This is a genomic window from Pseudomonas sp. NFACC13-1 (assembly GCF_900104425.1).
Classification (GTDB): domain Bacteria; phylum Pseudomonadota; class Gammaproteobacteria; order Pseudomonadales; family Pseudomonadaceae; genus Aquipseudomonas; species Aquipseudomonas fluorescens_AA.
On sequence record NZ_FMXV01000003.1, the window covers coordinates 399,352 to 412,747 of the forward strand.

General features: G+C 58.7%; 9 protein-coding genes. All 9 read right to left on the reverse strand.

All coding sequences use genetic code 11. The features are described from left to right. Positions 1-7: 7 nt before the first annotated feature. Complete coding sequence (locus BLQ55_RS06530; protein ID WP_003199076.1) at positions 8-1,483, reverse strand: sigma-54 dependent transcriptional regulator; 1,476 nt, start codon at positions 1,481-1,483, stop codon at positions 8-10. A 169-nt stretch (positions 1,484-1,652) separates the two neighbouring features. Continuing rightward, complete coding sequence (locus tag BLQ55_RS06535) at positions 1,653-1,949, reverse strand: flagellar protein FliT (protein WP_092204539.1); 297 nt, start codon at positions 1,947-1,949, stop codon at positions 1,653-1,655. Positions 1,950-1,960: 11 nt separating this feature from the next. After that, the gene (gene fliS / locus BLQ55_RS06540; protein WP_060738652.1) at positions 1,961-2,356 is read right to left on the reverse strand and encodes a flagellar export chaperone FliS; all 396 of its coding nucleotides are present in this window, start codon (positions 2,354-2,356) and stop codon (positions 1,961-1,963) included. 131 nt (positions 2,357-2,487) lie between these two features. Further along, positions 2,488-3,918 (reverse strand): flagellar filament capping protein FliD, encoded by a 1,431-nt coding sequence (fliD, locus tag BLQ55_RS06545; RefSeq protein WP_092252996.1) that lies wholly within the window; start codon positions 3,916-3,918, stop codon positions 2,488-2,490. A gap of 82 nt (positions 3,919-4,000) precedes the next feature. Beyond that, positions 4,001-4,366, reverse strand: coding sequence for a flagellar protein FlaG (locus BLQ55_RS06550; RefSeq protein ID WP_003199070.1), 366 nt, complete (start codon positions 4,364-4,366; stop codon positions 4,001-4,003). Between the two features lie 72 nt (positions 4,367-4,438). After that, positions 4,439-5,287, reverse strand: a complete 849-nt coding sequence (locus BLQ55_RS06555; RefSeq protein ID WP_092204537.1) for a flagellin domain-containing protein — start codon at positions 5,285-5,287, stop codon at positions 4,439-4,441. A 278-nt stretch (positions 5,288-5,565) separates the two neighbouring features. Beyond that, on the reverse strand, positions 5,566-6,492 hold the full coding sequence (locus tag BLQ55_RS06560) for a ketoacyl-ACP synthase III (RefSeq protein WP_027912745.1): 927 nt from the start codon (positions 6,490-6,492) through the stop codon (positions 5,566-5,568). A 330-nt stretch (positions 6,493-6,822) separates the two neighbouring features. Beyond that, the gene (locus tag BLQ55_RS06565; protein ID WP_092252998.1) at positions 6,823-9,717 is read right to left on the reverse strand and encodes a TIGR00180 family glycosyltransferase; all 2,895 of its coding nucleotides are present in this window, start codon (positions 9,715-9,717) and stop codon (positions 6,823-6,825) included. Between the two features lie 64 nt (positions 9,718-9,781). Next, positions 9,782-13,363, reverse strand: a complete 3,582-nt coding sequence (locus BLQ55_RS06570; protein ID WP_092253000.1) for a glycosyltransferase — start codon at positions 13,361-13,363, stop codon at positions 9,782-9,784. Between the last annotated feature and the right edge of the window lie 33 nt (positions 13,364-13,396).

The following is a 13,396-nucleotide window of genomic DNA, read 5'->3' on the forward strand; positions in this document are numbered from 1 at the left end:
ACAGGCGTCAATCATCCGCCTGTTCATCTCCTTCACGACGGCTCATGCCGTACTTGCGCATCTTCTCCACCAGGGTGGTACGACGGATGCGCAGGCGTTCTGCCGCGCGGGCCACGATACCGTTGGCATCGTCCAAGGCTTGCTGGATCAGACCTTGTTCAAGGCCTCCCAGGTAATCCTTGAGATCCAGGCCTTCGGGCGGCAACAAGGCATTGGCGGTAAAGTCCGGCGTGTGACCGTTTATGGCCACTCGCTCCTCCAGGTCGCTGCGCAGGCTGTCGACCATCTGTTCGTCTTCGTCGTCGACGTAGCGGAATTTCTTCGGCAACTCGTTCACGCCGATCACCCCGTACGGGTGCATGATCGCCATGCGCTCCACCAGGTTGGCCAACTCGCGGACGTTGCCCGGCCAACCATGGCGACACAGGGACATGATCGCCGCCGAGTTGAAGCGGATCGAACCGCGCTTTTCGTGCTCCATGCGCGAGATCAATTCGTTCATCAGCAACGGGATGTCTTCGACGCGCTCACGCAGTGGCGCCATTTCGATCGGGAAAACATTGAGGCGGTAATAGAGGTCTTCGCGGAAACTGCCGACCTCGATCATGCTCTCGAGGTTCTTGTGCGTGGCGGCAATGATGCGCACATCGACGCTCTGGGTCTTGTTGCTGCCCACACGTTCGAAGGTGCGCTCCTGCAGGACGCGCAACAGCTTGACCTGCATCGGCAACGGCATGTCGCCGATCTCGTCGAGAAACAGCGTACCGCCGTTGGCCAGCTCGAAACGCCCGGCGCGGCTGGTGATCGCGCCAGTGAAGGCGCCTTTCTCATGGCCGAACAGTTCGCTTTCCAGCAACTCGGCCGGGATCGCGCCACAGTTGACTGGCACGAACGGCGCTTCGCGACGCTTGGAGTGGTAATGCAGATTGCGCGCGACCACTTCCTTGCCGGTGCCCGACTCGCCCAGGATCAGCACGCTGGCGTCGGTATCGGCGACCTGCTGCATCATCTGGCGCACGTGCTGGATCGCCCGGCTGGTGCCGACGAGGCTGCGGAACAGGTTGGGTTCGCGATGCCTGCCGCGCTCGCGAGCCTGATCGTACATCTCGCGATAAACCTGCGCGCGGTGCAGCGAATCGAGCAGCTTGCTGTAGCTGGGCGGCATTTCGAGCGTGGAAAGTACCCGGCGGCGCTGGTCTTCAGGCAAGTCAAGGGAAGAATTTTCGCCCATTAACAAAACCGGAAGGAACTCATCCCAGGTTGAGAGTGTCTTTAGCAAGCCCAAAAGCGTTGCGGGAGCATTTACGGTCCCGATAAGGACACAGATGACTTCACGACTGGACGACAATGAGCCGACAGCCTGCTGCCAATCATGGCTTCCGCAGGGTAAATTTTCTTCGCCAAGAAAATTCAGGATCACCGCCAGGTCGCGGCGCCGAACGCTATCGTCATCGATCAGGAGAATTTTGGTTTCACGCCACATGCAATAGCAACTTCCCTAGTCAACCCAATGCCCGAAATTAGGGGGCAAGCTAGACGCTTGCAGACTTGTCATGCCTGTAGACGCCTTAAATCTGTAAACAGCTACTAGTTAAGTCAAAAAACCGTGCACAGTCAAATTTATGGCGCAACGGACTCGGATTAACTGAGCATTAACCGAACAGATGGTAAACCTTTGCGGCGTTCTGTGCTTGATGGATCTGTTGCATCTCGTCGACGATCGCCTGACGCGCTCCTGTGGCCGCCTCCAGCAATTGCCGGTACACCCCCAGTAACTCCTCAAGATTATTACGCAACGCCGCCTCATCCACCTCGGACTCGCTCAGGACGTCTTCCATGCAGGAACGGCAGGCCAGGTCCAATTGTCCGATGGCTTCCCAGTTGCGCTCAGCCAAGGCATCGACCAGGGCATCACGGGTGTGTTCGATTCGCTGCAGGACAAGACTCATGAGGGCACTCCTTAGAATTGCGGACCAGGCGCGGCAATGGCATCCCAGCCTTCCTTGACCGTGCGAAGCAGATCGGCGACTTCGTCGAGGATCTTCGGATCGGCCTTGACGTTGGCTTCGGCCAGACGTTTCATCATGTAAGCGTAAAGAGCATCCAGTTCGGCGACCGACTCGGCCTGGTTTTCCAGGTCCAGGCCTTCACGCAGACCACCGACGATGCCGATGGCCTTGCTGATCAGAATGCCTCTGTTTGCAATATCCTTGCGCTCCATCGCGCCCTTGGCCTGGGCGATACGATCCAGGCCGCCCTCCATGAGCATCTGCACAAGACGATGGGGACTTGCTTCGGAGGTTTGCGCCTGGGCGCCAATCTTCTGGTATTGGCGAAGGGCCAACATCGGATTCATGTTCTACCTCATCAAAAAACTTCGGTTCGTATAAATAGCGTATCGACGCTGCGTCAAAAAACTTTAGGTCGAAAAGCCAAAAGCCCGGAACGTGGTCAAAACGTTGCCGGGCCTTTTGCATCTCTGGAAAATCAGCTGTTTTTCTGTTGTGCCGTCAACGCCTCGAACATCGAGGTAATGTTGCTGGCAGTGGCCTTCAGCTTGCCAACCAGGGTATCCATGTCGTTGTACTTTTTGGTCAGAACAGCGGTCAGGGTTTCGACCCGACGATCCAGGGCCTCCTGATCGTTCTTCAGGCGGGTCTGGGTCTTGGTCAGCGTACTGGTGCGCTGGTCGAGGATGCCGCCGGTCTGAGTGTAGGGTTCGATCGCCTTACCCATGCGCTCCAGCAGTCCATTGGTGCCCGTGAACAACGTCTGGACTTCACCGCTGAGCTTTTTATCGCTCATCGCTTCGGTGAATTTGACGGTATTGAAGTTCAACGCGCCCGTCTTCTGATCGGTGGTAATACCCAACTGGGCCAGCGAGGTCAGCTTGTCGCCAGCGCCGGTTTCAGACAAGGGCGTTCGAATCGCCGCCAGCAGTGAGCGAGGCAACGCGTCACCGGTCAATTTTGCCGGCACCGTCAGCTTCCCATCGTCGTCGAGCGACGGCTTGGTCAGTGCGGTGATGCTATTGGCGATCGCGTTATAGGCATCGACGAATTTCTGGATCGAGGCTTTCAGGCCGTCGTTGTTCGGCGCCACCGTTACGGTTGAAGTGCCGTCGCCTGCTACGCCGACCAAATTCAACGTCAATCCGGAAATCGCCGTGCTGACCGTATTGCTCTTGCTGGTCAGCACCATGCCATCGACAGAGAAATTGGCATCCAGGGCCAAAGCACCGATGGCACCCGCCGAGGTCGCCGTCAGCGGAGCATTGTTGGCACCTACGACATTCGTTCCATCGATCTCCAGCCCCGCGATGCCGCTCACCGAGATATCGGAACCCGCCCCGGTAGTGGTGGAGCCCAGTACCAGGCGCGAACCGAAGGAGTCGGTCACGATGTTGGCACTGACGCCAGCAGCCTTGAGCGAAGTGTCAGCATTGATCGCGTCGCGAACCGACTGCAAGGTCGAACCATCCGGCACATTGAGGTTATAGTTGACCCCCTTCTGCGCGATGGTCAGCGTGCCGCTCGGGATGGCACTGGCCGTCCCCCCGGCAAAGGCCGCCGAAGTGACCTTGGATGCCGTGGCGAGGTTTGTGACCTTGATTGCGTAAGTGCCATTCACCGCCGAGTTGCCGGCGGTAGCCGTGACAACACCTGGGGCGGAGGATGTCGCAGCATAACCCGAGAATTGCGGGGTCGTGGTGCTGGACAAGTCCTTCATGGCGGTATTGAACGCTGCCAACAAAGACTTCAGGGTTCCCACCCCGGAGATACTGTTGGCAGTCGTCGTCGTCGCTCGGGTGATCTGACCTTGCTTGGCGGCTTTGTCGGAATCGACCAGCGCCTTGACGATCGCAGTGGTATCGAGGCCAGAGCCTAGACCCAAGCCAGGTAGAATTGGACTTGCCATGTGGGACTCCCTTCAGTGTGTCGCCGGCCTTTTGACCTTTACAACGCCCAAAAGAACATAACAACAAAATTCGTGCCGGTTGTCAGGCTTCAGCGCTGAACAACAAGCTGTTTGCATCATTCAAACTGTTGGCCAGTTTCAGAACTTCTTCGTTCGGGATCTGGCGAATCACTTCACCGGAACCACTGGCAATCACTTTGACCACTACTTTGCCTGAAGGCTCATCAATAGAGAACTCCAGGTTGCGTTTGACCGACTGGACGAACTTCTCGATTTCCTGAACGGCCTTCTTGAGTTTGTCCTGCTCGGCGGCAGCGTCCTTAGGAGCTTCCTTCACCGGGGTCACGGTAGCAACTTCGGCTTGAGGCTTCTCCACTGGCTTGTCGACCACTGTAGGTGCCGGCTTCGCCGCTGGATAAGACAAGTTCAGCTTCACGCTCATATCCATGTCCATCACCTCTTGAACGGAAAAAGCGAGAGAGCACGCAAGCGCACTCCCCCGCTAAAACTCATCCAGCTATTACTGAAGCAGCTTCAGTACAGCGGATGGCAGTTGGTTGGCCTGGGCCAGAACCGAGGTAGACGCTTGCTGCAGAGTCTGCTGCTTGGTCAGTTGTGCAGTTTCAGCAGCGAAGTCGGTATCTTGTACACGACCCAGTGCAGCACTGGCGTTTTCGTTGATGTTCTGCAGGTTGGAGATGGTGCTGGCGAAACGGTTTTGTGCAGCACCGAGGTCAGCACGAGCACTGTTGATGGTGTCGATCGCGCTGGTGATTGCATCCATGGCGGCCGAGAAGTTGGTTTCAGCAGTGGTGCTGTCGGAACCGATGATGGTGATCGCCGAGTCGACACCCAGGCTTGCAGCGTCGAAACTGGCGCTCAAGGTCAGGGAGATCTGGTTGTCAGAACCGGTGTTCGAACCGACCTGGAAGGTCATGGTGCTAGCAGTACCGTCGAGCAGGTTCTTGCCGTTCAGGTTGGTGCTGTTGGCGATACGGGTCAGTTCGTCGCTCATCTGCGAGAACTCTTTGTTCAGAGCGACACGGTCGGTTGCGCTGTTGCTATCGTTACGGGACTGGATGGCCAGTTCACGCATACGTTGCAGGATGTTGGTCTGCTCTTGCATCGCGCCTTCAGCGGTCTGCGCCATGGAGATACCGTCGTTGGCGTTTTTGATCGCCATGGTCTGACCGCGGATTTGCGAGGTCATACGGGTAGCGATCTGCAGGCCGGCGGCGTCGTCTTTGGCGCTGTTGATTTTCAGGCCGGAAGACAGGCGAGTCATCGAAGTGGAGAGAGCGTCGGAAGCCCGGTTCAGGTTCTTCTGAACGTTCAGCGATGTGGTGTTGGTGTTTACTGTTAAAGCCATGACGAATTCCTCGTTGGTTGGGTACTGCGGCTTCCGGCCCTTGGCAACCGCCGGGGTGTGGCCTAGAGAACCTTCGTAATAGTTATCGTCGGATTGGGAACTTGCTTGAGGGCTTTTTTCAAAAAATTTGCTAGCAGACTGCCACCCCTTGCAAAACAAGGGTTTAGCGGAGGGTCAAGGTCTGAAAAATGGCGCCAAGAAACCGCAGGATTAAGTCGCGGGCAAAAAAATAGCGCCACAGGCCAGCCTGAAGCGCTATTGAGAAGAACGTAACCGGGTCAATCGCGATAGAGAATCGCCGAGCCCCACGACAGGCCCACACCAAAACCACTGATTGCCACGCGCTTCCAGTCAGCATCCAGGACGTGCTTTTCCAGCAGCAGCGGAATGCTCGACGACACGGTATTGCCGGTCTCGACCATGTCCTTGATGAATTTCTCAGGTTCACCCTCGAAGCGTCGCGCCACGGCATCGACAATCGCCGCGCTGCCCTGGTGGATGCAGAATGCGTCGATGTCGCTGGCTTGCAATGAGGATTCGTCCAGCAGTTCGTGCAAATGAGCCGGTACTTTCAGCAAGGCGAAGTTGAACACCTGGCGACCGTTCATGAAAAACACCCCGTCGCTGACCTTCAGGTGTGGCGCGCCGGAACCATCGGTGCCGAACTTGGCCTTGCCCAACTGCCAGCTGGCGCCCTCGGCCATCCACGTGGCGGTGGCGGCGTCGCCAAACAACATGGTGGTGTTGCGGTCTTCAGGGTCGACGATTTTCGAATACGGGTCGGCGGTCACCAGCAACCCGTTCTTCAACCCTGCGGCCTCCATGAAGCCTTTCAGGGCATAAATGCCATATACGTAGCCCGAGCAGCCCAGCGATATATCGAACGCCGCCACATGGGTCGGCAACCCGAGCTTGTCCTGCACGATGGCGGCCGTGTGCGGCAGCCCTTCTTCATCACCGTTCTGGGTGACAACGATCAACGCGTCGATGGATTCGCGCGAAAGCTGCGGGTTGTTGGCGAACAATGCATTCACCGCTTCGACACACAGGTCCGAGGTTTCCTGGTCAGCGTCTTTGCGCGGCAGGAACGCCGAACCAATCTTGCCAAGGATGAATTCTTCATCCTTCTCGAATTTGGCACCCTGAGCGTAGTTATCCACACCAGCGGTCGGCACATAACTCGCTATGCTTTTTATGCCAATCATCATGGCTTCCCGATCATGAACTGCGACTAGGTTCACCCCCAAAAGCTCAGGGGCGCGTCAAAAATGGTTGATTTCCAAGGGCGCAGGCCTTATCAGGCGAACGAACAGGCCTCCACTCCGGGGAATACAATACAGTGAAGATGCACTTTATGACCTATGCGTCACGCCGTTTTGTCCTGGAGGAGCATTTTTTCATGACAAACGAAGCCGTGTCATTTCCCACGACGGTATTGGATGCTGGACAGGAACCTTGAGGATGGCGGTGCAATTGGGCGAGAGCGCCGGCAGGTTCTACCTGCCGGCGTCGATGGCTCGCCTCGGAAGGCGGAGTTATGCCAACAAGTCGGTCCAGGGTACGTTGCGCACCGGACCCAGGGTGAAACCAGCGCCTTGCAACGCCAGGTTAGCGTTATAGAACCGATCCTGAGCGAACGCCCCGGACCACTTCTCACGCAGCGCCGCACGCGTCTGTGGCGTACTCGCCAGCACACCGGACTGGATAACCTGCACATGTGGCGTCCATACCGTCAGGTAACCGGCCTGGCCAACCCTGAGGCACAGGTCCACATCACCCAAGGCATCGTCGAACAAATCGCTGTCTATGCCGTCAGCCGCTTCGAACAGTTGCTTGGAAATCATCAGGCAGGCAAACGACACCGCCGAACAGTTCTGCTCGACGACCAACCTGTTCATGTAGCCTCTGGCAGTCTTCGGCTCGCCGACGAATGCCGAGCCGACTTCGTCGTTCAAGCCCAGAATCAGGCCCGCCTGGGTGATACGTCCATCGCGCTCGACCAGCTTGGCACCGACCACGCCGACTTCCGGACGCAAGGCCTGGTTGAGCAGCGATTCGATCCAGTTGACGTTGACCACTTCACTGTCTGCCGCCAGCGTCACCAGATAGTCGCCCTTGGCCTCCTGGCTGGCCGCGTTGATCAATGTGCCCGTCGCCGTGCCTGGTTCGATATCCAACAAGCGAACACGACTTGCCTGGTGCCCCTGCCCCTGGAGCCAGGTACGCAGCACAGCGTTGTCTGCCGCGGCGGCGCAGAGCAATACCTCATAGCGCTGATATCGCGTGCGCTGCAGGACGCTGAGCAGGCCGCGTTGTCGGATCGTCAGGTCGCAGGCACCGTGGACGATGATCGACACCATGGGGCGCTCGGCAAAGCGGTAGTCGATTTTATGCGTGCCCGGCACGACCGCGCCCACATCGGCCTGATAGCCACGAACCGCCAGATGACGCAGCAGCGTCTTGCGCTCATCGGCGTTGTCTTCCACCGGCAGCGCCTGGCAAGTCAGCAGAGGCTCATCCAGGTGCGCAAGGCCCTCCAGGCCGTCCTGCTCGATCAGACGCAACAACAGGTCGAACTCCATTGCGTTCTTGAACTCGCGTGAATAGCCGCCGAGCCTTACCAACGTCTCGCGGCGTACCAACCAATGACGGGCCATCAACGCCGGGGCACTTTGCAGCAAGTCAAGGTTGAACCCTGGCCGGAAGACATCGGCCAGGGTCCCGTCAGGCTGGCGCTGGAACTCGTCCATTGCCACGGCCTGGCATTGCGGCGCGGCCAGCAATTCCACACCCGCGCGGAACAGCCCGCCGGGGGTCAATTCATCGCCGGCCTCGACCATGACCATCCAATCGCAATCGCTCTGGCTGACCACCTGATTGATTTTGTCGATGTAATTGCTTTCGTTGACTTTGACGAAATGCAGGACTTGCTTTGGCGTCGTCTCGGCCGGCAGGTCGCCGGTGGTGAAAACAACAATCTTGAACGCCCGGCAATAGCCATTGAGCACGCTATCGAAGGTGGTTTGCATCTTGAAGATGTCGGCGTCCAAATCCAGGACCAAAATGCCGAACGTAGGACCACCGTTGCGAGCAGCCAGGTACTCGGACACTTTCTGGGCTTCCCTGGCACTCGGTTCACGCGCTTCGAGCCAGCGCAGCAATTGACCGGAGTGCGTGGTGTCGAACAACCTGGCGGTATTTTCAAACGCCGCCGCCTTGAGCCGTTGCTCCCAGGCCTGGAGCATTTGCACGTAGCGCTTGTCACCCTTGGCCTGCATGACCTCGAGCAGTTGCTCCACCAGATCCTGGTTGAAGGCATAGCTCAGGAAAGCCCTCGCCAGCTGTTCATCAAGCGGCTCGGCGCTGGTGTTGCGCTGGGGGCGGGAGAGCTCCTTCTGCCTGAGCATGACGGCTTCCAGCTCCTTCAACTGCACCTGCCCGCTTGGCGCTGCATGCAGCAGGAACTCCAGCGAAGTGAGCACGTCGAAAAAAGCCTGGTTATAGAACGGCATCTCAACGTATTGCGTCGGTTCGAAACGACGCACCGGCTCGCCACGCCGCGAATCCCAGATCGACTCGAACAGCTTCCTGGTCTGTGGCACTGAACGCTCGTCCAGTTTCTTGACGATGGCCTTGGCATAGTCCCGCACCGAGGTATCCGTACCGAAGGCACCGGCCAGGGCCGTGGCAAAACGCTCCTGTTCAGCGACCGCACGCAAGTCCACGGAACCTGGCGCCGTGGCAACCAGATTCTGTGGCTTCGCCACGCGGCTACGTTCATGCAGGCCATAAGGGATGTCCAGCAAGCGAACCCTGGCATCCGCCATCACCCCATAGCAATGGCCGGCCTCCTGCAACCGCGAATCAAAACCGGCAGGCAACGCAGCGTAACTGCGCCGCAGGGTTTCAGTGCGCGTGAGGGCATTCACCAGGGACGGGCAATCCTCGGCAAACACGGCCAGCCGGGCTTCGGCCGATGGGCCGGAATAATCCTCACAGCCCTTGCGATCAAGCAAGTAATAGTCGACACGATCGGCATGGGCCTCGAACGCCAGGCTGTAGCCTTGGCAGGCACTGTACTGAGCGTGCGCCTCCAGGAAACCCAACGCCTGCTCCAGCGCCGGCGGCAGCAGGAAACTCTCAACCTCGGCAATCGCCAGGTAAGGCGTGGCGACGCGCTCGACGGCCTGGCGAACCTTGTCGCCGAAGCCAATGGCCGTGGGCGCGTGCAGGTATTGCACACCAGGGAACGCTACCGTGATATCAGCGTCGATCAGGTTCGATGAGTCGATCACCAGTACGGCGAACGAACTGTCGCGGTAGTGGCGCAACGCCCGCCGCAGGGCAGTCGACTGGTCGTGAGCGAGCAGCACCAGGGTAAACCGTTCACTCAACGGCGCAGTCGATCCTGTTGGGACATTGCTTTGCATATTCATTCCTTAACAAGTGGGGTGACCGCATCAGCGACACCGGGAGTTTCGTAGGTTGAAACTCTCAATCCGGTAGCCAACCATTGGCCCAGTACTGCAGGTTATCGCCGCGCAAGATAAAGTCGCGCAACACCACTTCACGTAATTCGTCGCCCATCCGGTAGCTGGCAATCGGATCCGCCAGGTGCATACGGATTGCCTCCAGCCATTCTTCGGTGCTGTTGGTGAGGACCCGGGTACAAGGCAGGTGCCCCCGGTAAGCCTCGGTATCCGAACAAATGACCGGATAGCCGCACGCACCGTATTCCAGCAGGCGAAGGTTGCTCTTGCAGTCGTTGAAAATATGGAACTCCAACGGCGCCAAGGCCAGGTCGAGGTTCAGGCTGGCAAGCTTCGCCGGATAAGCCGCCAGGCTCACGCCCGGATGAAACTCATGGACATAAGGCTTGAGCAAATCGGGGCACATGCCAAAGAACACCCATTCGACTTCGTCGGCCAACTCCCGCACGACATCGGCGATCAGCTCCAGGTCGCCACGGTGGCTAGTGCCGCCTCCCCAACCGATACGCGGCTTGCCGGAGGTTGCACGCTGGCTTCTGAGCCGGTTCCACAAGCCTGCAGCCAGCATGTTCGGTACGACGCGGATGTCGTGGTGCATGCTGGACAAGACGTCCGCCAGCGGATGGGTCGAGACCACGACCCGATCACACAGGCCGATCCCTTGACGCAGCAAGTCCTCGAGGTTGTCCGGCATATTACGGCGGTGTTCGTTTTTTTCCGGGACCCTGGCGATGTAGTCATCCAATTCGTAGATGCGCATGGCGTTGGAGTAAGTCTTGACTTGAGCGATGTCCTTGAACTTACCCACGTTATAGCGACCCTGAAGGATGATCACATCCGGTGACTGGCGCTCGATGTCGATGATCGAAGGCGTATCGTAGGCAACACGTCCCACGACTCGCCCAGCCGCTTCCAGTTCGAATAACGGCTGGCTGACCCGGTAGTGCCCCACCGCCGAGGTATTGACCGCCAGCCCCAGGATCGAAGGGACGTTGCGGGTGATCAGCGGATTCCAGCCGGTGCGTGGCCCGGGCTCGAGACTGAAGCTTTTCCCGGTCAGGGTCAGGTTACGGTTGTAGGCAGGATCGTTGGCGATCCTGGGCAGCCAGCGCTGATAGAACGCCTCTTGTTCGAGCTCCAGCCGCTGCTTCCACGAAGGATCGCGACTGGCTTCCACGCCGGACACCAGCACAACATCACTGTAAGGCGTGGTGACGATCAGGTAGCCGTTTTTTCCGACCTGCAGGCATAGCTCCAGAGCGTTGATGCGCTGCGTCGTGATCGACTCATCGAACCCACCGGCTTCCTCCAGAACCTGCCTGCGCACCAACAGGCAGTGATCGCCGACAGCGCTCCAGTTCTGCACCGTCTGCAAGCGCTGCATATAGCCGCCAGACGTGACCGACTCGTTGACGAAGGCCCTGCCCGCCAACCCACCCAGCCCCATGATCATGCCGGAGTCGATGACCCGGCCTTGCTGGTTGAGTGTGCGAGGCCCCACGATACCGACCTCGGGACGTTGCCCATGATTGAGCAACTCATCCAGCCAGGCGGCTTCCAGCACGATGCAATTGGGGTTGAGCAACAACAGGTATTCGCCGCGGGCATGCTGTACGGCGAAATTGCGGATCACCGCTTCGCTGTCGCTTCCCGGGTGCAGGAGTATTCGCAACTTTTCACTGCCCAGCTCGGCCATGGCCCGCAGCCAATGCTGCAGCTCGGCGTTTTCACTGGCGTTATCGACGATGATGATCTCGTAGTGCGGATACGCGGTCGTGCTGATCAGGCTGTTGACGCAACGCTCCAGTGCGCCCAGGTCATCCTTGACGCTGATGACGATCGACACCAGGGGTCGCTCGTCGAACAGGTATTCGATGCGCGGGACCAGCGCCAGGAGCGGTCCTGGGTGAAGCCGGTAAGGCACGCCGATACGCTGTAGATGAGCTTCGATCAGCCGGGCGTTTTGCTCGATGACTTGCGGCAACGACAGCCATTGGGCAAACGAAAACGTTGACTCGACCTGGACTTCGGGAATGTGGCCAATGACCTGTGGCCCGTCCGTTTCCACCAACTGCCAGATCAAGTCATGGGGTGCCAGCTCGCCCAGGCTCGAATCGAATCCACCCGAGGCCAGGAATCGGGCACGCTCGAAAGCCAGTGTCCGACCGACATAGGGATAACCGCGCATCAGGTCGAGATTGAAGTCAGGTTTGAAGATCGGCTCCACCGACTTGTCATCCACCAGCGCACCTTCATCGCTGTAGAGACAGGCAGCAGCCGGCGAGCTGACAATCCGATCGGCCATGATCAGCAGTGCCGATTCAGTCAAGCGATCGCCGGCACGCAGCAGATAGAACCAGTCGGCGCCGTCCAGTTGAGGCAACAGCCCATTGAGCTGCTGCGCCCAGTCCGCTTGCAGGCCAAGGCGCAGGACATGGTTGTCCACAGCCTGGCGCCCATTGGACAGCAGCAGCACCGATTCGCAGGCATAGGCTTGGGCAGCGATACTCTGCAGGGTAATACCCAGCGCATAAGGATCGTCCTGCTCATCGATGATGACGGGAACGATCATCGGCCGATAGGCCCAGCGGGCAATCTGCCGGGACAAGACTTGCTTGCGCAATGGACTGAAACGTCGACATGTCAGCCACTGCGCATAGAGGTCTGCGTAGCTTTCGATGTCCGTGCCGACTTGCGAGCCGATGACGCCCTGGCGAGTCGCAATGACTGAATAGACGTTGATTTCTTCCCACTCGGGCGCGCCTGGCTCCTTGGGCTGCCCCAGCGACTGGTAACGCACCCAGCCACTGGCTGGCGCCGGCTCGCCACTGCGCTGGGCGAGCATTTCCTTGAGCCAGGTCAGCTCCACCGTGGCCGCTTCAAGCATCTTGGCCTGACGCGCCAGGCGCTCCGGATGCAACCGCTGGCCGCTTCCCTCGGCATAAAGCTGGACCAGATCGCCCCGGCGCAACAGGCAGATGAACAAGGCAAAATCGAGGACAGCCTCGAAGCCTTCACCGGGCCGCGCCAACGCTGGCAGCAAGGCCTCGACATCTGTGCGGCGCATCAATGCGCCACTCAAGCCACCGAGAATATTCCGGGTGGTCTTTTCAAAATACGCCAGCATGTCGTTGCCGTTGAACAACGCATCGAACTGCGTGATGCCCGTATTTTCAACGCGGATCGGCAAGGCATAGTTGTCGGCATCGATTAAATGATGCTTGTTGATCACCAGCGATACTTTAGGATGCTCCTGCAAGATGGCCGCCTGTTGGCTGACGCAGAACGCCAGCAACTGGTCGTCATCGCACAGGAACTTGATGAACTCGCCCCGGGACTCTTCAAGGCAACGCAACAGATTCTGCTGGAACCCCAGTCGGGTCGGGTTGCGCAGGTAACGCACCGCAACAGTGGAACCCATGCCAACTTCCTGGACAATCTGCTCGATTCCATCGCTGCGGCAGTCGTCGCAGATGACTATCTCCAGGTTCTCGTAGGTCTGCTCGAGCGCGCTTTGCAAGGCGAGGCGGAAAAAGCGTGGGTGGTACGCGGGGATGGCAATGCTGACAAGAGGAGCTGATTTCACACGCTTGGCTCTCAACCGGTGGGCGTCAACTCA